This is a genomic window from Collinsella sp. AF25-2LB (assembly GCF_003458415.1).
In the GTDB taxonomy this organism is placed as follows: domain Bacteria; phylum Actinomycetota; class Coriobacteriia; order Coriobacteriales; family Coriobacteriaceae; genus Collinsella.
Map to the genome: position 1 here is coordinate 26,216 of NZ_QRUF01000008.1, position 22,931 is coordinate 49,146.

21 protein-coding genes are annotated in these 22,931 nt (G+C 57.7%); 13 read left to right on the plus strand and 8 right to left on the minus strand.

The window, feature by feature from the left end:
* Nucleotides 1-34: 34 nt before the first annotated feature.
* Entirely contained in the window at nt 35-1,270 is a 1,236-nt protein-coding gene (locus DWY51_RS05050; RefSeq protein WP_117766583.1) for a chloride channel protein, read from the minus strand.
* Between the two features lie 185 nt (nt 1,271-1,455).
* Complete coding sequence (locus tag DWY51_RS05055; protein ID WP_117766548.1) at nt 1,456-2,094, minus strand: GyrI-like domain-containing protein; 639 nt, start codon at nt 2,092-2,094, stop codon at nt 1,456-1,458.
* 271 nt (nt 2,095-2,365) lie between these two features.
* Here DWY51_RS05055 and DWY51_RS05060 point away from each other — a divergent pair, with 271 nt between their 5' ends.
* Both DWY51_RS05060 and DWY51_RS05065 read left to right on the plus strand, forming a co-directional pair.
* The gene (locus DWY51_RS05060) at nt 2,366-3,067 is read left to right on the plus strand and encodes an ABC transporter ATP-binding protein (protein WP_117766550.1); all 702 of its coding nucleotides are present in this window, start codon (nt 2,366-2,368) and stop codon (nt 3,065-3,067) included.
* Nucleotides 3,068-3,072: 5 nt separating this feature from the next.
* A complete protein-coding gene (locus tag DWY51_RS05065; protein ID WP_233504628.1) occupies nt 3,073-5,838 on the plus strand; it encodes an FtsX-like permease family protein in 2,766 nt (921 codons plus the stop codon).
* Nucleotides 5,839-6,352: 514 nt separating this feature from the next.
* Here DWY51_RS05065 and DWY51_RS05070 read toward each other — a convergent pair.
* From DWY51_RS05070 to DWY51_RS05080, 3 genes are all read right to left on the minus strand, one after another.
* Complete coding sequence (locus DWY51_RS05070; protein WP_117563855.1) at nt 6,353-7,291, minus strand: helix-turn-helix domain-containing protein; 939 nt, start codon at nt 7,289-7,291, stop codon at nt 6,353-6,355.
* Nucleotides 7,292-7,724: 433 nt separating this feature from the next.
* A complete protein-coding gene (locus DWY51_RS05075; RefSeq protein ID WP_117584154.1) occupies nt 7,725-8,804 on the minus strand; it encodes a 6-phosphofructokinase in 1,080 nt (359 codons plus the stop codon).
* Nucleotides 8,805-8,944: 140 nt separating this feature from the next.
* On the minus strand, nt 8,945-10,030 hold the full coding sequence (locus tag DWY51_RS05080; RefSeq protein ID WP_117584153.1) for a carcinine hydrolase/isopenicillin-N N-acyltransferase family protein: 1,086 nt from the start codon (nt 10,028-10,030) through the stop codon (nt 8,945-8,947).
* Between the two features lie 161 nt (nt 10,031-10,191).
* On the opposite strand from DWY51_RS05080, the gene DWY51_RS05085 reads away from it, so the two are divergent.
* From DWY51_RS05085 to DWY51_RS05095, 3 genes are all read left to right on the plus strand, one after another.
* Nucleotides 10,192-11,577, plus strand: a complete 1,386-nt coding sequence (locus DWY51_RS05085; protein ID WP_233503855.1) for a M18 family aminopeptidase — start codon at nt 10,192-10,194, stop codon at nt 11,575-11,577.
* A 215-nt stretch (nt 11,578-11,792) separates the two neighbouring features.
* Nucleotides 11,793-12,173: a translation repressor RelB gene (locus DWY51_RS05090; RefSeq protein WP_117584152.1), complete on the plus strand. Its 381-nt coding sequence runs from the start codon at nt 11,793-11,795 to the stop codon at nt 12,171-12,173.
* Nucleotides 12,166-12,657, plus strand: coding sequence for a PIN domain-containing protein (locus tag DWY51_RS05095; protein WP_117629925.1), 492 nt, complete (start codon nt 12,166-12,168; stop codon nt 12,655-12,657). Before DWY51_RS05090 ends, DWY51_RS05095 begins: the two co-directional genes overlap by 8 nt.
* 179 nt (nt 12,658-12,836) lie before the next feature.
* Here the strand turns inward: DWY51_RS05095 and DWY51_RS05100 are convergent, their stop codons facing one another.
* The 3 genes from DWY51_RS05100 to DWY51_RS05110 form a co-directional block, all read right to left on the minus strand.
* Nucleotides 12,837-13,772 carry a D-2-hydroxyacid dehydrogenase gene (locus DWY51_RS05100; RefSeq protein WP_117584150.1) on the minus strand — a complete coding sequence of 312 codons (936 nt, stop codon included), beginning with the start codon at nt 13,770-13,772 and terminating at the stop codon, nt 12,837-12,839.
* Nucleotides 13,773-13,905: 133 nt separating this feature from the next.
* Nucleotides 13,906-14,793, minus strand: coding sequence for a type I methionyl aminopeptidase (gene map / locus DWY51_RS05105; RefSeq protein WP_117584149.1), 888 nt, complete (start codon nt 14,791-14,793; stop codon nt 13,906-13,908).
* A gap of 160 nt (nt 14,794-14,953) precedes the next feature.
* Nucleotides 14,954-15,730, minus strand: a complete 777-nt coding sequence (locus DWY51_RS05110; RefSeq protein ID WP_117584148.1) for a radical SAM protein — start codon at nt 15,728-15,730, stop codon at nt 14,954-14,956.
* A gap of 225 nt (nt 15,731-15,955) precedes the next feature.
* On the opposite strand from DWY51_RS05110, the gene DWY51_RS05115 reads away from it, so the two are divergent.
* The 8 genes from DWY51_RS05115 (at nt 15,956) to DWY51_RS05150 (ending at nt 22,883) form a co-directional block, all read left to right on the plus strand.
* Nucleotides 15,956-16,753: an alpha/beta fold hydrolase gene (locus DWY51_RS05115; protein ID WP_117584147.1), complete on the plus strand. Its 798-nt coding sequence runs from the start codon at nt 15,956-15,958 to the stop codon at nt 16,751-16,753.
* Nucleotides 16,754-16,964: 211 nt separating this feature from the next.
* The gene (locus DWY51_RS05120; protein WP_117629926.1) at nt 16,965-18,845 is read left to right on the plus strand and encodes a diguanylate cyclase; all 1,881 of its coding nucleotides are present in this window, start codon (nt 16,965-16,967) and stop codon (nt 18,843-18,845) included.
* A gap of 23 nt (nt 18,846-18,868) precedes the next feature.
* Nucleotides 18,869-19,225, plus strand: a complete 357-nt coding sequence (locus tag DWY51_RS05125) for an Hpt domain-containing protein (protein ID WP_199408904.1) — start codon at nt 18,869-18,871, stop codon at nt 19,223-19,225.
* Between the two features lie 251 nt (nt 19,226-19,476).
* The gene (locus tag DWY51_RS05130) at nt 19,477-20,016 is read left to right on the plus strand and encodes a hypothetical protein (protein WP_147333357.1); all 540 of its coding nucleotides are present in this window, start codon (nt 19,477-19,479) and stop codon (nt 20,014-20,016) included.
* Nucleotides 20,017-20,024: 8 nt separating this feature from the next.
* Nucleotides 20,025-20,354 carry a helix-turn-helix transcriptional regulator gene (locus DWY51_RS05135; protein WP_089572320.1) on the plus strand — a complete coding sequence of 110 codons (330 nt, stop codon included), beginning with the start codon at nt 20,025-20,027 and terminating at the stop codon, nt 20,352-20,354.
* A gap of 144 nt (nt 20,355-20,498) precedes the next feature.
* On the plus strand, nt 20,499-21,260 hold the full coding sequence (locus tag DWY51_RS05140; protein ID WP_117629928.1) for an ABC transporter ATP-binding protein: 762 nt from the start codon (nt 20,499-20,501) through the stop codon (nt 21,258-21,260).
* The gene (locus DWY51_RS05145) at nt 21,257-22,081 is read left to right on the plus strand and encodes a hypothetical protein (RefSeq protein WP_117629929.1); all 825 of its coding nucleotides are present in this window, start codon (nt 21,257-21,259) and stop codon (nt 22,079-22,081) included. The genes DWY51_RS05140 and DWY51_RS05145 overlap by 4 nt, the downstream gene beginning before the upstream one ends.
* Entirely contained in the window at nt 22,065-22,883 is an 819-nt protein-coding gene (locus tag DWY51_RS05150) for a hypothetical protein (protein WP_117629930.1), read from the plus strand. The genes DWY51_RS05145 and DWY51_RS05150 overlap by 17 nt, the downstream gene beginning before the upstream one ends.
* The last annotated feature ends 48 nt before the right edge of the window (nt 22,884-22,931 follow it).

The following is a 22,931-nucleotide window of genomic DNA, read 5'->3' on the forward strand; positions in this document are numbered from 1 at the left end:
GTTTCCGGCTGAGACCACCTGCCTGGACATCGATCTACGCCCGCTCCTGCAGGGCGTAGATGGACTTATCCATGTTGAACAGGTAAGCCACAACGCAGACAATAATGAACATCGGCAAGTTACCAAAGCCGAAGACTTCGCAGCCAATAAGGATGGGTGCGAGCAGCGTATTGGTGGCGCTGCCAAAGACGGCTGCGTAGCCCAGTGAGGCGCAGAGCTCGACGGGCATGCCGAGAATCCCGGCGAGTACGACACCCAGGCTGGCTCCGATGGAGAACAACGGCGTCACCTCGCCACCCTGATATCCTGCGGCAAGCGTGGTAATGGTGAGTGCGAATTTGAGTGCCCAGTCCCAAGGTATGATGGCGACCTTGCCGTCACCGTCGAGCGCCGCGGATATCAGATTGGTGCCAAGCCCGCAGTATCGACCCTGCCATAGTGCGAACAGAATCGCCGATAACGCGATGCCCATAACGGCGATGCGTGCATAGGGGTTGGGGAACAGCCGCGCCGCAAGTGTTTTGGCATGTGCAAGGCACCAGGCAAAGGCGCCGCCCACCATACCAAACGCGATGCCCAACAGTGCCAGCCGTCCAAGACCGGGGAGGTCGAGCGCATACGAGGCGGTAACGGCGACCTCGAACTTCTCGAGCCCCAGGGCGCCGGAGGTCATGCTTGCGGCAAGTGAAGCCGTAAGCGCGGGGAGCAACGCGCGGTATTCCATGCGTCCGGCGACCAGCACTTCGATAGCAAAGACCGTAGCAGCGAGCGGCGTTCGAAAGAGTCCGGCAAAGCCAGCGGCCATACCAATGAGCAAAAACGTGTTGCCGGGGTTTCGGAAAGGTAGACGCCTGCCGATCCAGTGCGAGACGGTTGCACCAATCTGCACGGCCACGCCCTCGCGCCCCGCACTGCCGCCAAAGAGGTGCGTCCCCCACGTGCTCAACATAATGAGCGGCACCAAACGCGGGGAGATGGCATCCTCGCGTCCGTGACCTACGTCAAATACCAGGCTCATGCCCCGATCGGTGCCTTTACCCCAGGTGCGGTAGGCAAATACGATGGCCAAGCCCATGAGGGCGAGGAAGGGAAGGAGCAGTGCGATGTGTTCGTCGCGGAAGGCGCCGATTGCCAGAAGCACGCGTCCAAAGAGTGCGCAGATGGCGCCAACGATGATGCCGATAGGGATTCCGACGGCACCCATAAGCACGAGGCCGCTATAGGTGTTGAGCAAGCGTTTGATTCTGCTCGATGCGTTGCTTTCCGACATTTTGCTTTCCGACACTTGCTCTCTTGATAGAAAAAGAGCTGGAGTTGCGCATCGTTGAGAGGCTTTCCAGCTTTAGCAAAACAAACTTATAAGATGCGACGGGCCGCGTCAAGATAATTGCTTGACAGCCTAGGAGGCGGCTGGTTGGCTGGCTTAAAACCTAGCGCGTGAAATGACGCTCCACGCTATTCAGCGCGCTTGATAGGATGACGAACCACGGTCTTAAGTTTCTCCGGCGCACACTTGCGTGGATCGGAGAGATAGATTTCGTGATGTAAACGGGTATCTGAGAAGTCGGGGACATAGCCCTGCTCGGTCGCATATTCATGCATGGCGTCTACGGTTGCCGGCTCGCTGTCGTAGGGTCCGGTATGCATGCATTGAACGCAGAGACCCTCGTCAACTTTAAGCAGCTCGACGGCAGAAAAGTCCAGTTTCTTTTTGGCCGTGGCTTCCGCGACCGCCCAGTCAAAGTCATCCTGAGTGACGAAATCGGGCAGGCGGATGCACGAGATAAAGTTGAAATCGTCCTTGCGTACATAATCGATGTCGCCGCTCGGGGAGTCTTGCCACCAGAAGCCCTCGAGCGGCGGTACCACAAAGTCGAAATAGCCCTCGATACTCCTTGAGCCTTTCTTTGACATCTTGACGGTATAGGCGATGCCGTAAAGCAGCGGCAGGGCATTTTGATACTCGCCACCTTCGGTATTTGGGTCGCCCTTTCCGCGAACGGCAACGTAGCTCATAGGCGGGACAGTTATGATACTCGGCTTGCTTGCAGGTCTGTAGAGCTCCTTGCATTCCTTCTTAAAGTCGAACGCCATGTTGGCCGCCTTTCTGCGTATTGGCCTGCTTAGATAGCGGAATCATATCATAGAAACGAACAGTTGTTCGAATGATTTGGCTGACAGATTGAGATGCGTGCGTTGTGTTTGGCGGTCGGCCTGACCCCATCGATGATTTCTCTGCCTCCCCGGCGCCTCATCTATAGCTGCCGTTTCCCCATATAGAACCTGCCAAAATAAACCCGTCCCTTTTTAGTCGGTGCGAAATGGGTAATACTAAAGAGTTATCCGACCAGATGGGAACCGATCGATGGCTTATATCGAATTCAAAGACGTCATCAAGGCATACGGCGAGGGCGACGCCCGCATTCACGCACTCGACGGCGCGAGCTTTACGGTCGAGCGCGGCGAGCTCGCCATCATTCTGGGTGCTTCGGGTGCCGGCAAGACCACGGCGCTCAACATTCTGGGCGGCATGGATACGGCGACCTCCGGCACCGTGACGGTGGACGGGCGCGACGTGAGCTCCGCCAACGAGGCTCAGCTCGTGGAATACCGCCGCGCCGATGTCGGCTTTGTCTTCCAGTTCTACAATCTGGTCCCCAACCTGACGGCGCTCGAAAATGTTGAGCTTGCGGCGCAAATCTGCCCCGATTCGCTCGATGCCGAGCAAACGCTTTGCCAGGTTGGCTTGGGTGAGCGCCTCGCCAACTTCCCCGCGCAGCTTTCGGGCGGCGAGCAGCAGCGCGTGTCCATTGCCCGCGCGCTGGCAAAGAACCCCAAGCTGCTTTTGTGCGACGAGCCCACGGGCGCACTTGACTATAAAACCGGCAAGCAGATCTTGCAGCTGCTGCAGGACACTTGCCGCAAGCAGGGCATTACGGTCATCATCATCACCCACAACTCCGCGCTGGCGCCCATGGCCGATCGTCTGATCCGCTTTAGGAGCGGCCGCGTGGAGAGCGAGACGGTCCAGCAAAATCCCGTGCCTATCGAGACGATCGAGTGGTAGCGCCCATGGACCAAGATCGCCAAAACAGCCTACGCCACGACGCGCAGAATACGGAGCGCGAGCAGGATTTTACGACCTACCGTACCGCTCAAAGCTCAAACGATATGGTGCCGACGGTTTTTCGCCGCGGCATCTACCGCACAATCCGAGGCAGTCTTAAGCGCTTTTTGTCCATCGTGGTCATCACCGCGCTCGGCGTGAGCGTGATGTGCGGCCTTAAGGCGGGCTGCGAGGACCTGCGCGATTCGGTCGACGCCTATTTTGACCAGCAGAATGTCTATGACATTAACGTGCAGTCGACCTATGGCCTTACGCGCGACGATCTCGCGGCCATCCAAGAGGTCGACGGCGTCGAGACGGCCGAGGGTATCTACACCGAGACCGCCTACACCGCCGTGGGCACAACGCGCGAGCGCGTGGTCGTGCAGAGTCTCTCCAAGGAGAACATCGATCAGCCGGTGCTGGTGAGCGGCGATTTGCCCGAGAGCGCCGATGAGGTTGCGGTGACTTCGAAGTTCCTGAAGGCTTCGGGCAAAAAGCTCGGCGATACGGTGAGTTTTGCCGCCAATGACGCAAGTTCATCGAACCAAAGCGCCAAGGATCAGTTTGCCGCGGGCGATTACACCATTACGGCCGAGGTCCTCGATCCCACTGATGTGAGCTCCGACTCGACAGTCAACGCCTTTCGCGCTGCTTCGGCGGCGGACTATAAGTTCTATGTGAGCGAGGACGCCGCGACATCTTCTTCCTACTCCGCGGTCCACGTGATCGTCGAGGGAGCCAAGAGTCTCAACTCCTATTCGGATGCCTACGCGGCAAAGATCAATGAGGTCAAGGGCAATATCGAGAAAATCCGTGAGGAGCGTGAGAAGGCGCGTGCTCAGGAGCTGATGGTCGACACGCCGGCAAGCTTGGATACGGCCGAGCGCGAGGCGAATATGCTCTTTGGGATTGAACAGGGCAACATCAATCGCATGGCCGAGGGCAGCGAGGAGCGCGTCCAGGCTCAGGCCGAGTTGGACCAGCGCCGCGCCGCCGCTGACCAGCATTTTGCCGATGCCCGCGCCGAGCTTTCCGATCTGGGCGAATGCTCCTGGTACATCCAGGACCGCGGTAACATCGCAAGCTACTCGAGCGTCGAGAGCGACAGTTCTTCGATCGAGGCCATCGCCACGGTGTTCCCATTTATCTTCTTTGTCGTCGCTGTGCTCATCAGCCTCACCACCGCCACGCGCATGGTTGAGGAGGAGCGTACACTTATTGGCCTGTACAAGGCGCTCGGCTATTCACGTGGGCGTATCCTGTCCAAATACGTGGACTACTCGCTGTGGGCGTGTCTGATCGGCGGCGTGCTTGGCAACATCATCGGATTTGTGGGCCTGCCGCTGTTCCTGTTTACGGTGTTCGACGACATGTACTCGCTGCCCCAGATGCTGCTTTCGTACGACATCGTGTCCTCGATCGTTTCGGTGGCGCTGTTTGCCGTGGGCGTGGTGGGAGCCACGATTATCGCCTGCCGCCACGAGATGGCCGAGACCCCTGCCTCGCTCATGCGCCCCAAGGCTCCGCGCGCCGGCTCGCGCATTCTGCTCGAGCGCATTGGCTTTATCTGGCACCGCATGGGCTTTTTGAACAAGGTCGCTGCACGCAACCTGTTCCGCTACAAAAAGCGCGCCTTTATGACCATCTTCGGTATCGCTGGCTGCACGGCGCTCGTGATCTGCGGTATGGGCATCCGCGATACGTCGGTGGCGCTTTCGCCCAAGCAGTACGGGCATATCACGCGCTACGACCTGCTGGCGGTCGCCAATCCCGACGATTTTTCGCAGACGTGCGCGGCGCTCGACGAGCGAAGCGCAGCCAAGGATTCCGACGTGACCGTGACTTCGACGCTGCCGATTATGACCGACAACGTCACCTTTACATTTGGCGGCAAGAGCGAGACCGTGCAACTGATCGTGGTGCCCGATGACCGCGCGAACGACCTGGACGACTACGTGTGTCTCGAGGACGAGTCCAAAGAACTGCTCGCCCTGCGTGGCGGAGATGTGTATTTGAGCAAGAGCTCTCAGCTGGTGCTGGGGATCAAGCCGGGCGATACGGCACACGTCCAGGATTCGTCGCTCAATGTTGCCAAGGTCAAGGTCAGCGACATTTCGCTCAACTATCTGGGCAACACGCTTTACATGACGCAGAGCACCTATGAGCGCGCATTCGGTCGAAGCGCGCGCCTCAACGGCATCCTTGCGCTGCTTAAGGGTTCGTCGGCCGATCAGATTGCGTTTACCAACCGTCTTAAGAGCGATGGTTGGATTACGCTGTCGAGTACCGCCGAGCATTGGGAAAACTATGAGGCAAACTTTACGATTATCAATTCGGTCGTGGTGCTTGTGACCTTTATGGCGGCGTGCCTGTCGTTTGTGGTGGTATTCACGTTGTCTAACACCAACATCTCGGAGCGCGAACGCGAGCTGGCGACTATCAAGGTGCTGGGCTTCCGTCGTGGTGAGGTACACCACTACGTTAACAAGGAGACGCTGATCCTCACGGCGATTGGCGCCGCGCTGGGCGTACCGCTGGGTGGTGCGCTGGCCGAGAGCTTTACGTACATCTTGCAGATGCCGTCATTGTACTTTGACGTCGAAGTCGAGCCGCTGAGCTACGTGCTTGCCGTGGTGCTTTCCTTCGGCTTTACGATCATCGTCAACCTCGCTACCAATCGCACCCTCAATAAGATCGACATGGTCGGCGCCCTCAAGAGCGCCGAGTAGCCTGCCAAAAAGGGACAGGTTTATTTTGGCAGGTTTTATCGGGGCAAACGCCGGACAACCATTAGGTGGCCCGGCGTTTGCCCCGTCAAACGGGCTTTCCATTTGCCTTTCATTCTATTTGGTTTTCGCTCGCAGGCGTGGATGAGAGACTCTCTTTGGCCTTCGAGATTGGGCTTGTATGGGTCGTATGCCACAAAATGGGCCTATCTACTACGTTTGCTACCACACCCTCGACCGTGACAAAGATTATGAAATTAAAACCGCAGGTAGATGGCTTGCCAGTTTTCGGAAAAGGCGGGTATGGTCGGCCCTCTCGAGTTAAACGTAGTAAATAGGCCCTTTTCTTGGCGCGCGGTCAGCTCAATGCTAATCTCCGTGCCGGAACTGACCCAGTTGTTTGTAAGTTGCGGTGATATACGGACTGTTTGGCGCTTTGGAGCTTCAAAACAGTCCCTATCTCACCGCAACTTAGGAGAAGGGCGGGGGCGGTTGGGTGCTGGTGGGTCGGAGCGTGTTAGGCCTGTTTGCGGTGCTTCCATTGTTTGCGGCACCAGCGCATGAGCGCCTTTATGACGGGAATCGTGATGAGGATGATCCATGCAGGATGGGGCTGTCCCAAACAGAGCCACATGTAGAGGAACCAAGCGATGGCGGCTGCCGGGTAGATGGCCTCGATCAGCTTAGACAGGTGGCGCCGATCGATGAAGTCACCAATCGCGTAGTAGACGGGAACCAGAAAGACGAGGAAAAGCCCCATGCCCCATGTGCCGTAGACAATGCCGAGCACCAGATAGGCGAGAGTGACAAGTGCGGGGAAGGGGAATTTGTTCCATGCACGTCCGACCTTGGTGTGGAAATGCTTGCCATGATGGTCGAGCTTGTCGTGTGCTTCCTTCCAGCTGGAAAACGTCTCGCCGTCGATGGTGACGGTGCCGTCGTCATTGGTGCGTACGCTATGTCCATCGTCCTCAAGCGTATCGATATGCACGCCGTCCGGCCCCACATGCACCTCTTCGCCCTTGCGCTCGTTGGTCACATGGATGCCGCTCCAACCAACATGGACTTCCTCGCCTTTATTGGGATCAATGACGTGGATACCGCGCGCGAGGGAAATATCGACAAGTGGCTTATCGCTGCAATCAGCGTGCTCAGTAGAAGCCTCAGCCTCTTCAGCCTTATCTGAAGCTTTGGTGCCGGCGTTGCTGTTCTGCGCCTCATCATCAGCCTGTGAGTCATCAGCGCTAGCCACCGCCTCCCCATACAGCAGCTCATCCAGCGACACGCCATACAGCGCGGCGAGCGCAATAAGGTTATCGGTATCGGGCGAGGATTCGCTGCGCTCCCATTTACTGACAGCCTGACGACTCACACCCAGCTGGGCGGCAAGCGCCTCCTGAGAAAGCCCGGCAGCCTTGCGGCGATCAACGAGCCGCTGCGCCATCGCAAGATCCATGGTGGTTCCTTTCGTTTGATGGTCGAATCGAATGAGCCGAGTATGCCGAGAACAACCGGTAGCGACCACCATTTCTAGTTAGAATCTGCCCCAACCCTACCGCAACTACCGGTAGCAATCCCTAACGACCAGCCATTTCAGGACAAATGTCAGTGCAAGTAGCAGCCAAGAGCCCCCACTCAGTAAGTTGCGGTGGAATAGTTTTTGGATTCAGCCATTTGTGGACTAAGCAGGAACTATTTCACCGCAACTCAATTCCAGCCCAGGCACCCGCAGCAAGAAGACGAATAGCCCCGGCGAGTATGTAAACGCAGGACCCTCCGACCCCGCCCGACGATTTCGATTGGCGACCTTTGACGGAGTCAAGGGAGGAGCCAAATCGAAATACGTCGGGCGGGGTCGGAGGGCCCGATGGGGTGGATTCCAGCCGAGGCTATTCGTCGCCGAAGCTGATGCCCAACGCCTTGGCCTCGCGTACCAGATCGCTCTGGGGGTCGACAAACTTGAGCTTGCCGGCGACCTCCTCGAGCGGCATGTGGCACATCTTGCCGTCACGCAGGGCAATCATGTAGCCAAACTCGCCGCGTAGGCAGCCAAGCGCTGCCTCGACGCCGCACTGGGTCGCAAAGATGCGGTCCTGGGCGTCGGGCTGGCCGCCGCGCTGCGTGTGACCGGGGATGGCGACGCGGGTCTCGCGACCGGTCTTGGCCTCGATCTCCTTGGCGATGTCGTACACGATTGACGGGCTCGTGCGCTCGGCGAGCTTCTTCTTGTACTCCTTCTTGGACAGTGCCGCGTCCTCCTTGGAGATGGCGCCCTCGGCGACGGCTACGATGGTAAAGCGGCTGCCGGTCTCCATGCGATGCTCGATGGTCTTGATGACGTTATCCATGTCGTAGGGGATCTCGGGAATCAGGATGACGTCCGCGCCGCCCGCGACGCCGGCATACAGCGGAATCCAACCGACCTTGTGGCCCATGATCTCGATGACAAACACGCGGCCGTGACTCGAGGCAGTGGTGTGGATGTCGTCGATGCACTTGGTGGCGACGTCGATGGCGCTCGTAAAGCCAAACGTCAGCTCGGTGCCCCAGGTGTCGTTATCGATGGTCTTGGGCAGGGCGATAACGTTGAGGCCCTCTTCGCGCAGGCGGTTGGCGGTCTTGGTGGAGCCGTTACCGCCCAGCATAAACAGGCAGTCGAGCTGCAGCTTATGATAGGTGTGGACCATTGCGGGCACCTTCTCGACGCCGTCGGCCTCGGGAATGTCCAGGCGCTTGAACGGCGTGCGGCTCGTGCCCAGGATGGTGCCGCCGCGGGTGAGGATGCCGCTAAAATCGGCGGGCGTCATGACGCGGAACCTGCTGTAGATAAGGCCCTGGTAGCCGTCCTCAAAACCATAGATCTCAATAGGCTCTTCGCTATTGGTCATAAGCGTTTTGACAATGCCGCGCATGGTGGCGTTGAGCGCTTGACAGTCGCCGCCACTGGTAAGAAGACCGATCCTAAGCATGATGAATCCTTCCGGGCAAGTTATAACATGCGCATAAGTTTACCCCCGCACACTGTTGATACGGGGGTAAAACGTGTTAGCTCAAGCGTATAGAAATGTAAACAACGCCAGGCGAGCGTAAAGTCGACGGGCCTGGCTCCTTACAGTGCGAATGCGTCGATGTCGCCCCAGTGGCGGCGCAGCGTGATGGCGGCAGCAGGCTCGGTGTTGTCAAAGACGACCGACCACTGCGTGTTGCTGGTGATGTCTTCCGGATTGGGCTCTTGCGCTGCAGCGCGTAGGGCCTTCCAAGCGACTGCCTCGTCTTGGGCGCCGGTATGGGCGTCGAGGACATCGGCGATTGCGGCGGCGCGCTCTTTACCATGGCCTAGCTCGCCATTCTTTTGGTTAGGCAGCACTTCGTCGCCATAGCAGGCGTAGAAGTTCGTAACCTGGGTTACAGGAGTCGCTTTGAAAGCGCGGTCCGGATCGCGCGGATCCCACTCTACTACGCGCGCGTCACCGGCGGCGTCGTTTATAAAGAAGTGGTAATCGCGTCCTGCCATGGCGTGCATGTCGTAGGCGGAAAGCAGGTCGACAGCTTCTTGCGTGGTGGCGGCACGGTCGAGCACCAGACGGATGGCGAGCGAGGTATTGATGACGGGGCGCTGCGTGTCCTGGTCACAGGGTTTGGAATCCAGGGTGAGCACGGCAATGGACACGCCACATTCGTTGACGCCGTCGAGCTGGGCAAACGGGCCCATGAGTGCGGCGGCGCGTCCGGCGACGGAGTCAAGCGGAGTGTTATCGCCCAGGTTGTTAAGGGCGGCAAACCCGATGGAGGCATAGCCGCCGCGTGGGTGATTGCGCACCAGCAGCGCCGAGGTGTCGTCCTTAAAGTCGTAATTGCGACCGGTACGCACGCGGCCTTCGGCATCTACGGCGACAAAAGCGCTGCAGGCAAACTGGGGCGCCTGGACATGTGCCGGCACACCGGGCAGCACCTGCGCCACCACGGCATCGATGTAGGCCTGGTCGTCGCGTACGCCGGCGGCGATGATGCGATCAAGATCGTAGTCGTAGGCGATGTCGATTGCGTACAGGTCATAGCCATCCGCGTAGCCGGTCAAGCGTTTGAGCGACGCGGCGGACTTGATTTGCTTGTGATAAACGATACCGGTGGCAGCGGCAAGGCCGACGGCGACACCCGCGACACCGCAGGCGATGGCAATGTTACGTGGCTTCATGACGGCTCCTCTCGTCCTGTTAGCGCAATTGTCGCAAAAGGAGCGCGGACATGATGGCTCAACTTGGTGAGCGGCGCGGAATTAAGCACGGAATGAAGAGTGCGGCGCTGGCGTGGCGGGGTATGCTGGAGGGGACCATCAACCCAGCGAAAGGGGAGAGCATGACGGATCAGGAAACGATCGAGCGCGTGCACGTGACGGCCGACGATATCGAGGCCTCCAACGACCTTATCGACTTTATCGAGGCATGCCCCAGCATGTTCCATACGGCAGCGACCATTATGGCCGAACTCGACGAGGCGGGCTTTACCTACCTGCCCGAGAACGCAGCGTGGGACATCGAGCCGGGCGGGCGTTATTACACGCAGCGCAACACCTCGAGCGTCGTTGCCTTTAAGGTGGGCGAAGACCTGGCCGCTACGTGGGGCGAGGACGGCGTTGCCGGCGACTATCATTTTCAACTCACGGCGTCACACAGCGATTCGCCGACGTTTAAGGTTAAGGCCGTGCCCGAGCTCGACGGCGCGGGCGAGACGCTGCGCCTGAACACCGAGGCCTACGGCGGCATGATCGACTACACCTGGTTCGATCGCCCGCTGGCACTTGCGGGCCGCGTGCTGGTGCGCGAGGGCGACCGTATCGAGAGCCGCTTGCTCGCTACCGAGCGCGAAGTTGCCATTATCCCGAGCCTTGCCATCCATATGAATCGTGGCGTTAACGAGGGCTTTGCGCCCAACCGAGCTGTCGACCTGTGCCCGCTCATCAGCGCCGGCGACCTTAAGCAGGGAGATTTTGACGCCCTGATCGCCGACGAACTGGACGTTGAGCCCGAGCAAATTTTGGGTCGCGACCTGTTCCTGGTCAATCGTCAGGATGCACGCATTTGGGGCTGGGCCGACGAGTTTATCTCGACGCCCAAGCTCGACGACCTGGCCTGCGCCTACACCTCGCTGCAGGCATTTTTGGGTGCCGAGAATGCGCACGACGTTTCGGTCTTTTGCTGCTTTGATAACGAGGAGGTTGGCTCCGAGACCAAGCAGGGCGCCATGTCGACGTTCTTGGCCGACGCGCTGCGCCGCATCAACGGGTCGCTGGGCTTCGATGACGAGTCGTACCACCGCGCACTTGCCGCTTCGATGCTCGTGAGCTGCGACAACGCGCATGCCGTGCACCCCAACCACGCCGAGAAGTGCGACGCCCGCAACCAGGTTGTGCTTAACGGCGGCATCGTCATCAAGGAGGCCGCCAACCAGCACTACTGCACCGACGCCTTTAGCCGCGCGGTGTTCCAGGCCATTTGCGATGACGCCGACGTGCCCACGCAGGCCTTTGCCAACAAGAGCGATATGGCCGGCGGTTCTACCCTGGGCAATCTGTCCAATATGCAGGCGAGCATGCATGCCGTGGACGTGGGCCTGCCGCAGCTTGCCATGCACTCGAGCTACGAGACCGGCGGCGTGCGCGACGTAATGTACGCCATCCGCGCCCTCACCGCCTTCTACGAGCGTGACCTGACCATCAACGGCGCCGAAAGAGTGGAGCTCTAAAACCTGCCAAAAAGGGACAGGTTTATTTTGGCAGGTTTTATCTGGGCGAATGCAAAGGGTGAAACCGAACTAGATCTGCGATACGTGGCCGCCGAGGTGCAGTGCGCCTCGGCGGCTTTTTGTGTACAGAGTACGGCTAATGCTTATAAATGCTATACATGCTTTACGTATCTACCATAGAGCTTTATGATATTTTGAAGTATTAAGGAGGGGTCATGACCACAACAGCCGCTCAGATCAACGTACGTCTCGATGCCGATCTTAAAAGGAGTGGGGACGCCGCTCTCTCCAAGGCCGGTATGACGCCGAGCCAAGCGGTGCGAGCGCTCTGGCAGCTTGCAGCATCGCTGGCCGATCGCCCCGGTGCGCTCGAGGATATCCTGCTGCCCAGTCGTGCCCGGGCGGAACAGCGCGAGCGCGAAAAAGCCGCCAAACGTAAGCTCGAGCTTATGGATCAGGGGTCGAAGCTGTTCGCTGCCGCTTGCTGTGAGTCGGGAATCGATATGGTCAAGGCTCAGCCATCGGACGACGAAGAGCTCAAACGGAATGCCTATGCGGATCGCTATGGCGAGGAGATGAGCTGGCTCTATGAGTGAGACTCCAAAGCGCATCTTGGTTGACACCAACGTGTGGCTCGATTACTTCATTCCCTCACGACGTGGTCGTTCGGTGGCGATTGAGTTTTTACGCGATGCATGCACGGCGCAGGTTGATTTGCTGTATGCGGCGACATCGTCCAAAGACCTGTTTTATTTGATTTCAAGCGAACATAAGGCATGGTATCGGCGAGAGCACGGTTCGCTTTCCCAGTATGCCGCTACGGTAGCGACTTCGCTTGCATGGGATTGTCTTAGCGTGCTGTCGCAGCTTGCCACGCCAGTGCCCTGTGACCTGAGCGACATCTGGATGGCGAGCAGACAGCGTGAGCTCCATAGCGATTACGAAGACGATTTAATCATTGCGGCAGCGATACGCGCTCAAGCAGATCTACTGGTCACCAACGATGTCAAACTCTGTTCACACGCACCCGTTGCAGCAATGAGCGTAGAAGACGCAAAGAATTACTTAGCAACGCTCTAGCAATTTGAAGACCCTGCAGGTTGAGCAAACGTCAGCGAGAGCCCGCCAGAGTGAGCAAGGTGACGTGAAAGAGGAGGGCATAGGCCTTTTGGCCATGCCCGACGATTGAACGTCAGATTGCCGCTCTGGCGGGCTCGCAGCGTCGAGGGGTTCCGGCGTTTGGCAAAACGCCGGAACAATTAGTGTTCGATCCAGCAGCGCAGGGTCTCGCCGGCCTGCAGGTGACGCAGATTCTCCGCGGCGATGTCGACGACGTTGTTGAGCGTGGCTGCCAGGTGGAACCAGCCGGAGACGTGCGGCGTGATGAGCATGTTGGGCGCATCCCACAGGGGGCTTGTCGCGGGCAGCGGTTCGGGGTCGGTGACGTCGACCGCGGCGCCGGCGAGATGTCCCGACTCCAGAACGGCAACCAAGTCATCGGTGACCACAAGGTCGCCGCGGCCGCCGTTGGCAAAGAAGGCACCTGGTTTCATCGCGGCAAAGAACTCGGCGTTCGCCAGACCGCGGGTCTCGGGCGTGCTCGGCATAAAGGATGCGACGATGTCGGCCTCTGCCAGGCGCTCAGGTAGGGCGTCCATGCCGTCCATGTCCTCAAACACAATGGGGTAGACGAGTGGATGGCGCTTGATGCCGCGGACGTGCGCGCCCATGCCGCGGCAGAGCGTGGCAAAGTGACCGCCGATATCGCCCGCGCCCAGCACCAGCACGTTGGCGTTTTTGAGCGAGGTAACTGGCCCCAAATCCTCCCAGCGATGTTCGCGCTGCAAGTCGTGATAGCCGGGCAGGCGCTTCATCATGGAAAGGACCATGGCAAACATGTGCTCGCTCACGGCCTGGCCGTAGGCGCCCACCGAGCAAGACAGTTTGGCGTCGGCTGGCACGGTGCCGGCGGCAAGGTAGTCGTCATAGCCGGCGGTCTGCAATTGCAGCAGCTGGAGATGCTCGCATGCCGTGAGCATGTCAGAGTCGATGTTGCCCAAGATCACGTCGGCGTTGGCGACTTGTTCGCGCGTGATAGCGTCGGCGCTCGTGTAGATAAAGTCCTCGCCCGGAGCGCTCGACTCAAGAATTGCGCGATGGTGGTCGTTGACGGGCAGCAAAACCAAGATGTTCACAAGTAGTCCTTTCCGCTTGACCCGCCAAAAAGGGACAGGTTTATTTTGGCGGGTTTTATCAGGCAAAACGCTATAAAAACGCCGGGCTTCGCGATGGTTAACATATCCATCGTGAAGCCCGGCGCATCCACGGCTACCAGCTCAGCAGCTCGTAGCCGTCCTCGGTCACCACGAGCTGTACCTCGCACTGGGCCGAATCGCTGCCGTCCTTGGTGCGCACGCACCAGCCGTCGCCCTTGCTGATCTTGATGTCGGGCGCTCCGGCGTTGACCATGGGCTCGATGGTAAAGACCATGCCCGGCACCATGATGGTGTCCACATCGGGCGCCTCGGTGGTAAAGCCCACAAACGGGTCCTCGTGGAACTCCTTACCGATGCCGTGTCCGCCGTACTCGCGCACCACGCTAAAGCCGGCGTCCTCGACGGTCTTTTGTACTGCCTCGGCCATAACGGAGAGCGGTAGCCATGGCTTGACGGCTGCCAGACCCGCCTCCACGCTGGCACGGGTGACGTCGACCAGGCGCTGGCGCTCGGCCGAGACCTCGCCGATGCAGAACATGCGGCTCGAATCACTAAAGTAACCGTCCAAGATCGTGGAGCAGTCTACGTTGATGATGTCGCCCTCGTGCAGCACGTCCGTATCGCAGGGAATGCCGTGGCAGACCACATCATTGATCGAGGTGCACACGCTCTTGGGGTAGCCCTCGTAGTTGAGGTCGGCCGGCGTGCCACCGTGCTCGACGGTGTAGTCGTAGATCATCTGGTCGATCTGGTTGGTGGTCATGCCTGCGGCGATATGCTCGCCCACATAATCGAGCACGCCCACGTTGATGGCTGCCGAGCGCTTGATGCCCTCGATATCGGCGGGAGTCTTGTAGAGCGTGCGAGGCAGAACCTCCCAGCCTTCTTCCCACAAGCGCTCGAGGCGCTCATCAAAGGCGCTATGGCATTTCTTGTATTTCTTGCCGCTGCCGCACCAGCAAGCGTCGTTGCGGCCGGGCACGGGTCCTTTGTCATACATGGCTAACTTCCTTTCATTCGCAGCTAGTATAGCCCACCCACGCGGCCATAAAAGTTGCGGTGATATAGTTCCGATTTAAGCGGTTTAACAGCACAAATAGGAACTATATCACCGCAACTGATGGGGCGGGATGGCGGGCACTAGCTGCTGCGTGGTTTTGCTAGTAGCTCACCTGGCAGGGAATACCGAGGGCGCGCACGCGCGCGGCAATGGCGTCGAGCACCTCGGGCGCTGCTTTGGCAAGGCCGGCGACTGGTGTCTCGCGCGCGACCGTGTAGATGGTCGCCTCCTGCGGACGAATGCGCTCAAGCGCCGCGAGCCAGGGGGCAACATACTCCTCGCCGGTATTGTCGATGAGCTTGCCCTGATACTCGCCGGTCAAAAAGATCGTCTGGATAATAACGTGACCGTCAAAGCTTGCGAACGTCTCGATCTGGTGTTCGACGTTGTAGGGGCCAACAGGCTGGTCGAGCAGCTGGATAAACGCCGGGTCGACGGTATCGAGCTTAAGAATGTTGTCGTCGACCATCATGAGCGCGTCGTGCACCTCGGGGCGGTCGGCGCGTGTGCCGTTGGAGAGCACGGCGATCTTGGAGTTTGGGGCAAGCTCGTCGCGCAGTGCGACGGCGCCGGCGATGGCCCGTGGAAACTCCGGTGCGGCGGTGGGCTCGCCGTTGCCTGCGAAGGTGATTACATCGGGGAGCTCGCCCTCGGCTGCCATCTCGCGCAGCTTTGCCTCGAGCGCTTCGAGTACCACGGCAGCCGTGTTATACGGCTCATGGCAGGGGCGCTCGGCGTTGAGGCCGTTCTCGCAGTAGATGCAGTCGAACGTGCAGATTTTGCCGCTGGCCGGCATCATGTTGACGCCGAGCGAGAGACCAAGGCGACGGCTGCGAACGGGCCCAAAGATGGGGCTGGCATTCAAAAACGTAGACATAGGCATATGCTCCTCAAGACAATTGTGCCTAAGCATAGCATCGGCTCCAAAGCAAGGTGTGGGCTCTTGCTTTACAAGTTTCGTTTTTTCACGTCGCTCATGATGCCGTGCCATGAAAAGCCTCGGGTCGGGTAAAGTTAATCTGTTAACAAGGTGTAAGGCAATGCGGGTCTATCCAACCGCACTGACGTGCAACTGGATGAGCATTGATGACGGGGGCACAACATGGATTTTACGGTCGAGAATGCGGGCACCACGATCGCCTGTCGCGAATATGTCGGCCCGGATGTGTCGCCTGATGCTCCTGCCTTGGTGTGCGTGCACGGCGCTTGTGTCGACGGCACATTTTTTGACGGTATCGCTTGTGAGCTCAGCCGCAACTACCGCGTAATTGCCTACGACCGCCGCGGCTGCGGTGGCAGCAGCGATGCGGCAGACGGCAGCTATGATCTTGCCGCTCAGGCCGCCGACCTGCAAGCCGTGATCGAACACGTTGGCGCTCCGGCAAATGTGCTTGCGCATAGCGCCGGTACGTTGGTGGCGCTGGAGCTTCTTCGCACCGAACCCCATCTCGTTGCCCGTGCGATTCTGCATGAGCCGGCTGTGTCGGACAAAGGCGTCGGTATGGGCGCAGCTCCGGTTTTGCTCGATATGATTGCGGCGGGAAAGGTTTCAAGGGCGCTCCGGCTTTTCTTGGGAGCCCTCGGCGACTTGGACCCCGAGGCTCCTGGAACGACCGAAGCGGAAGCCAAACATGCCCTGCGCAACGGCCGCAGTTTCATGGCAAACGAATACGGGATTGCTATGACCTGCGTTCCCGATTGGGATAGCGTTCGCGCGTCAAAAACGGTGGCCGCCGTGCTCCTGGGCGAGCTCTCGATTGGCACATCCCGCGAGGCTGGTACGCGAGCGGCTGCCGAATATCTCGATTGCCCCCTCGTGACAATCCCGGGCGCGCACAACGGCCTGCGCGATCGCCCGGCAGCGGCTGCCCAGACTGTCCGTAGCATCCTGGAGCTCTAGCAGCCGTAAAAATCAAAACAGTCTTCACTCGCAAACGTTTCGGCCGTGTTAACAAATGTGCTCAAAACCTCACGTCTGCGGCTTCAATCGCGCCGCCTGCCAACTCATAAAAATGTAACAGCATTCACGTGCTTACCTGCATCGGCAAGGTGTTACCCTTGTAACATTTGGAACCCACCGCTACCATGCGAAACTATCGAAAGGGCCCCATATGCTCAATAATCACGAGGTCAATCTAACCGACGAGGAGGCTGCCGCCGAGGTCGCCCGTGTCGCGAAGACCTACCCCGTGGTGCGTTTGCTGTCGGCCGATCAGATTAAGAGTGAGCCTAACTGCCTGCTCGCCGGTGATCGGTGTCCTTGTCTGCGTCAGTCAAGTCTTGAGGCTTTGGCAGACTCCGATGAGGTGTCGGAGCAACTGCTCAATGATGGCACTGAGTACCGCGCCCGTCTACGCCCTTTGAAGGTCGAGGGCGAGCCTCACGTCTTGCTGATGGTGCGTCCGATCGATGAGCAAGAGGCCGCAGAAGAGGACCTTGTCTACACCGACGTGCTGACGAATGTGCGCAATCGCCGATATTACGAGGAAAAGCTCCGTAGCACCCGCGTGAATGCCGGCGTTGCGGTGATCGACCTTGATGATTTTAGGGTCTTCAACGATACGTGTGGCCGTCATGCCGGCGACCTTGCGCTCGGTGCTGTGGCGACAGCCATGCGCAGCGGAATCCGTTCGACTGACGAGCTTGTGCGCTATGGCTGCGACAAGTTTGTGGTTGTCATGCCCAATATTCCCTCCGACGACTTCACCCGTCGCCTGCATCAGGTGTCCGATGCCGTTCGTTCCACGATTATTCCGGGCCATGAGTACGTGAGCTTGACGGCATGTGTTGGTGGCGTTCGCATTCATGGCGAGACGGTCGATGAGGGCGTTGGCCGCGCTGCCCAGTTACTGAGCCGCGCTAAGGCAAAAGCCGGTACGGTCGTGACCGATGCCGATTCCATCGAGGCCTTCCAAAGCGAAAAGCCTTTGGTGCTTATTGTCGATGACTCCGAGATGAACCGAGTCATTCTCAACGAGATGCTCAAGGACGAGTATTGTATCCTCGAGGCCGATAACGGTCGTGCGGCGCTCGACATGGTCGACCGCTATGGCGATGAGTTGTCGCTCGTGCTGCTGGACATTATCATGCCGGGCATAAGTGGCTTTGAGGTACTGGCCGATCTGTCGCGCCGATCGGGTATCGACAATCTGCCTGTCATCATGATCTCGAGCGAAGATTCCGATGATATGGTTCTGCGCGCGTACGAGCTGGGCGCCTCGGACTATATCAACCGCCCGTTTGACTCCCGTGTCGTGCGCCGCCGTGTAAGCAACACCATCCGCCTATACGCCAAACAGCGCCGCCTGACGAACCTGCTGTCCCAGCAGTACAACGAGCGCGTCAAGAACAGTCGCATGCTCATCGACATCATGGCCGGCGTCATGGAGCTTCGCAACGGCGAGAGCGGCAGACACGTTACGAACATCGAGAAGCTGACCGAGCTGCTGCTTGGCTGTCTGGTCCAGCGTAGCGGCACGGTCTCCCTCGACAATGAGGAACGCTCTACGATCGCCCTGGCTTCGGCGCTGCACGATATCGGCAAGATGTCGATTGACGATGCGATCCTCAACAAGCCCGGGCGCCTTACGCCCGAGGAGTTCGAGATCATGAAGACGCATACCACGATCGGCGCCGATATGCTGCTTAAGCTGGGTAGCCATCACGCCGGCAATGCGCTTATGGAATATGCGTACCAGATTGCGCGTTGGCATCACGAGCGCTGGGACGGCAAGGGTTATCCCGATGGCCTCAAGGGCGACGATATCCCCATCGCCGCGCAGGTGGTTTCGGTGGCTGACGTGTACGATGCTCTGACGAGTGTGCGTGTGTACAAGGACGCTATCCCGCACAAGGAGGCGATCCAGATGATCCTGGACGGTAAGTGCGGCACCTTTAACCCGCTGCTGCTCGATTGCCTGCTCGAGGTGCAAGACCAAATTGCCGAGACGTTGGCACGCCCCGCCGACGTCGTTGCGTTTCCCACGATTTAGTTTGACCAAAGGAGTTTTAATCCATGATTTCCATGCGTGAGGCGTATGAGAAGATCGGTGCCAATTATGATGACGCTTGCGCTCGGCTGATGGGCGATGAGATGCTTGCCCGCTTTGCCCTCAAGTTTTTGGATGACGAGAGCATGGGCAAGCTGGAGGCCGCCATGGCGGCAGGAGACGCCGAAGGTGCGTTTATGGCAGCGCACACGCTCAAGGGCGTGAGCCAGAACCTGGGATTCGATAATCTGTACGAGCCGGCGGTTGTGGTGACCGAAGCGCTGCGCGGCGCCGATGCCGTTGACGGCGCTCGCGAGGGAATGCATGCGCTGCAGCAGCAATATGCGGCAACGATGTCGGCCTTGCGCGAGGCGGCCGAGTAAGAGCTCGCGAGCTTTGATGACTATGAGAGTTGATAATCTCCCGTTTTAGGCCCGGTGGCGGCCTCAAAGTGGGAGATTGTCCACTCTCGTTCGATACATGTCCAAAAATCCACGCTCACCCCTTCTGATTAGTGAATGGCCCATGCGCACTGGCGGGGCTTTCCGCATGCAATCCATATCGTTGTTCGATAAACTGTTCGAATAACGATAGAGTCGATGAGGGTGAGTGTATGTCCAACAGCGTTCAGCGTATGGCCAAGGCGGGCGAAAATATCAGGAAGCTTGGTTTTTGCATGGCAGCCGTTTTTGCAGGGATGCTCGTCGCTTTTGCCGCGTTGGTTGTTTACGTGATCTGGTATGCGGTTGCAAACGTTGTTTCTGTCGATTCTTTCGGTGTCGTGACGCTTTTCGATGGCGGGAGCATCGTTATCCCAAGCGGGCTGTGCCTGGCACTCGTCGTGGGTGTTTCGCTTGTCGTTTTGTGCGGAATCAGCCATAACATCTCTCGGGGCGTCTCGCCCTTTACCAAGGCGCATGTGCGGCTTATCCGTGTTCTCGCGCTTGCCTTTGCTGTTAACGCCGCGGTTTCGCTTGTTGGTGCCTATGGATCGGTCAATCTCACCATTGGCGGACTGGAGCTTTACATTGTGCCTCATTCCTTCGTTATTGAGATTTGCCAAGGCGCTACCTTTGATGCGGGGTCGTTTATCGGCGCAGTTGTCTGTTTGTTTATCTCGGCGATCTGGAGTTATGCCTCGCTGCTCCAAGAGCAGTCTGACGAGCTTGTGTAGGAGGAAACATGAGCTATCTCATCATCGAGCTTGAGACGCAGCTGCTTAAGACCGGAAAGACCAGTGCTGATCTGATTCGAGCGACGGGGCATACTCCGGCTAATATTTCAAAGCTTAGAAACGGAAAGATAAAAGCTATTCGCCTAAAGACGCTCCTCGATATCTGTGATGAGCTTGATTGTCAACCGGGAGATATTATTCAGCGCGTGAGCGAGAAAGAGCTTGAGGAGCTTATTGTCGAGCGTGCAAAAAACGTTGTGAGGCAGATGCGGGACGGCGGAGGCAACGAGGCGTCGCTTCCGACATCAGTCTTTGCTGTCGATTTGAGCGACGAGTAGCTTAAGGCGAACAACTAAAACGAAATATCAGCGTGAAGGGACCCGTGTCTAACACGGGTTCTTTCTTTTAGATTATCTTGACAAATATGAGTTATCGAAAAACAATAACAACTATGGAAAACGATAAAGTAAAGAAGGAACGATATGAGCGGTTTTGCTATCAAGCGGAACGGGAGGCCAATGAACGCATCAACGATAAGGCTATCAAGGGTGTCAAAGCGCTACGGGAAACGGCGCGTTTTGCATGACGTTTCCTTCGAGGTGGATCAGTCTGAGCTTTGCGCCCTTGTTGGTGCAAACGGGGCGGGCAAAAGCACGCTTATTAAAATAGTGCTGGGCCTCTGTGAGCCATCGTCGGGGAGCGTGGAGCTCTTTGGAGGCAAGTCGAAAAAAGAGCTGAGCCTGATGCGGACGCGTGTCGGCTATGTGCCAGATTCTTGCGGAGCATACCAATCTCTCAGTGCGGCTGAGAATCTTCGGATCCGATGTGCGGAATGGGGGCTCGATGAGAAACGTGAGATTCCTCGCGTCTTGGGCCTGGTCGGGCTGGACGTCGATGAGAAAAAGAGCGTGAGCAGTTTTTCTCTGGGAATGAAACGGCGACTGGATATAGCTACGGCTTTATTGGGCGACACCGACGTACTAATTTTCGATGAGCCGGCAAATGGATTGGATCCGTTGGGCATCGAGAGTATATGGGCCCTTATCGGTCGATTGAATCGGGAGCAGGGCAAAACCATGCTTATCTCTAGCCACGACTTGGATGAGCTGGCATCGGTTGCAACAAGCTGCCTGTTTCTTCATGACGGTGAACTGCTAAAAAAGGAATCGATGGACGTCATAAGGGATGAGGCGCCATCCCTAAAAGAGTATTACAGGCGCTTGATGAAGGCGGTCTCGCTATGAAGCGGGCGATCCATCCCATAAAGGCAGATATGATGCGTTGGCACAGGATATTTCCGGCGAAGTTTGGTCTTGCGCTTATGTTGGCGTTCGGCCTTCTCTTCGGCATCTTTCTAAAAAACGGAACAACGTTGCTCGTCTTTGGCTATGGCGTTTGTGGGGAGGATATTGGTTTCCTCTGGAATGCAATCGATCCTTCTGCGCCTGATGAGTCCCTTGCGCGCAGCGCTTTTGCCGGTACATCCCTGTTCGTTCCACTCATCGTTTGTTTGGTGCTTTTACAGGAGCATGGCTATAAAGAGGGGCACCGAATTTCTTCGGCAAGAGGTCTCAACCGCTTTTATGGGGCTCTAGCCCATGCATTTTCGTCTGCTTTAATAATTGGCGCAGCGTATAGCGCGCTTTGCCTCCTTCTTTTTGCAATAGCCATAATACGTGGAGGGCATAACTACTCGCACAACATACTAACTGTATTTTTGCCTGCAATGATAGTCAACGCCGTATTGGTGATATCGGTTGCGCTGGAGACGGTGACCATCTATCGGATAACGGGCAGCGCTGTATTGAGCGGGGCCGTGGTGATAGTTGGATTTGTCATGAGCTTGACGCTCTACGGAGCCTTCCTTCAGGCACCTATACCATCCTTGCGATGGATCTTCTTCCTTCCGGGGCCGTACCTTGGAGTCGGATGTGCCCTTGGGTATAGCGATATGGGGCAGCTGACGCTTCTGGGATATGGCGTGGCAGCCAGCTGTCTATCGGTATTGATTTACGCTCTCTTGAGCTTTCGCGCTGGGGGTGTGCTCAATGGCTCGTCAGATTAAAAGACTTCTCCAGTCAGAATTGAAGCATGTGAGCAAATGGGCGTACGCCTTAATCCTGGTAATTTATGCGTACATGGTGATATTGCAGCTTAATTCTTTCCCGATGTGGTTCTGTAGCCTCCGTGAGAACAGTTTCTTGGGTTTTTTCCCAGACCCGACGCTTCGGCTATCGGCGGAGGATGTCCTTCTATTTGGCAATGCAGAGGTTTTTCGCGGTCTGCTGTTCAACGTAGCCCCGTTGGCCCATGCATTGTTCTTTCCGTTCATCGCGGCTTGCATTGTGCCGCGCTTTGTCAGTTCGGGCTTTGTCGAGGAACCGTGGGGGTTGTCGGAGGCTCGGGGAGGGAAGCGTGTGTGCGCTATCGTTGCGCGAGTGGTGCTATCTTCTTTTGCCCTTTTGGGCGCGTTTGTCCTGTCGAGTGTCGTTTTGTACTGTCTTAACTGCGCAATCGTTTCGGATGCTCAGCAGTATTTCAACCTGCATGTATTTTGCTATCGACTTGTTCTTGCTGCCGCTGCCTGCCTTGCATACGTGGTTTCTTGCGTAATCGTTGTTTCCTATTTTGGGTCCGGCTTCGGTCCGATTGGCATGCTGTTGCTTGTCAACGTCGTAGCGATCTACATACAGATCGGGGCCAATTCCATGCTTCCGCTTCCAGCCTCGATGCTCATGTGGATTTGCGGCGTGACCCCGTTGGGGAATGGTCAATGCATCTCGATTTTAATTGACTGCCTCATAAACGTAGCAAGCGTTTTTATCATTTGCTTTACTGTCGACCGATTGCGGTCGAGATTTCTCTGATTGTTTGTGAGGGATAATCATACCGAGCATATCAAATACAGGGGGGCG

Bases quoted from the DNA above. Each gene is read 5' to 3' on its own strand.
- DWY51_RS05075 (WP_117584154.1), bottom strand. From the start codon at position 8,804: ATGCTTAGGATCGGTCTTCTTACCAGTGGCGGCGACTGTCAAGCGCTC.
- DWY51_RS05110 (WP_117584148.1), bottom strand. From the start codon at position 15,730: ATGTCTACGTTTTTGAATGCCAGCCCCATCTTTGGGCCCGTTCGCAGC.
- DWY51_RS05145 (WP_117629929.1), top strand. From the start codon at position 21,257: ATGAAGCGGGCGATCCATCCCATAAAGGCAGATATGATGCGTTGGCAC.
- DWY51_RS05070 (WP_117563855.1), bottom strand. From the start codon at position 7,291: ATGGATCTTGCGATGGCGCAGCGGCTCGTTGATCGCCGCAAGGCTGCC.
- DWY51_RS05115 (WP_117584147.1), top strand. From the start codon at position 15,956: ATGGATTTTACGGTCGAGAATGCGGGCACCACGATCGCCTGTCGCGAA.
- DWY51_RS05080 (WP_117584153.1), bottom strand. From the start codon at position 10,030: ATGAAGCCACGTAACATTGCCATCGCCTGCGGTGTCGCGGGTGTCGCC.
- map (WP_117584149.1), bottom strand. From the start codon at position 14,793: ATGTATGACAAAGGACCCGTGCCCGGCCGCAACGACGCTTGCTGGTGC.
- DWY51_RS05130 (WP_147333357.1), top strand. From the start codon at position 19,477: ATGGCCAAGGCGGGCGAAAATATCAGGAAGCTTGGTTTTTGCATGGCA.
- DWY51_RS05085 (WP_233503855.1), top strand. From the start codon at position 10,192: ATGACGGATCAGGAAACGATCGAGCGCGTGCACGTGACGGCCGACGAT.
- DWY51_RS05140 (WP_117629928.1), top strand. From the start codon at position 20,499: ATGAGCGGTTTTGCTATCAAGCGGAACGGGAGGCCAATGAACGCATCA.
- DWY51_RS05095 (WP_117629925.1), top strand. From the start codon at position 12,166: ATGAGTGAGACTCCAAAGCGCATCTTGGTTGACACCAACGTGTGGCTC.
- DWY51_RS05055 (WP_117766548.1), bottom strand. From the start codon at position 2,094: ATGGCGTTCGACTTTAAGAAGGAATGCAAGGAGCTCTACAGACCTGCA.
- DWY51_RS05120 (WP_117629926.1), top strand. From the start codon at position 16,965: ATGCTCAATAATCACGAGGTCAATCTAACCGACGAGGAGGCTGCCGCC.
- DWY51_RS05135 (WP_089572320.1), top strand. From the start codon at position 20,025: ATGAGCTATCTCATCATCGAGCTTGAGACGCAGCTGCTTAAGACCGGA.
- DWY51_RS05125 (WP_199408904.1), top strand. From the start codon at position 18,869: ATGATTTCCATGCGTGAGGCGTATGAGAAGATCGGTGCCAATTATGAT.
- DWY51_RS05060 (WP_117766550.1), top strand. From the start codon at position 2,366: ATGGCTTATATCGAATTCAAAGACGTCATCAAGGCATACGGCGAGGGC.
- DWY51_RS05065 (WP_233504628.1), top strand. From the start codon at position 3,073: ATGGACCAAGATCGCCAAAACAGCCTACGCCACGACGCGCAGAATACG.
- DWY51_RS05090 (WP_117584152.1), top strand. From the start codon at position 11,793: ATGACCACAACAGCCGCTCAGATCAACGTACGTCTCGATGCCGATCTT.
- DWY51_RS05150 (WP_117629930.1), top strand. From the start codon at position 22,065: ATGGCTCGTCAGATTAAAAGACTTCTCCAGTCAGAATTGAAGCATGTG.
- DWY51_RS05050 (WP_117766583.1), bottom strand. From the start codon at position 1,270: ATGTCGGAAAGCAACGCATCGAGCAGAATCAAACGCTTGCTCAACACC.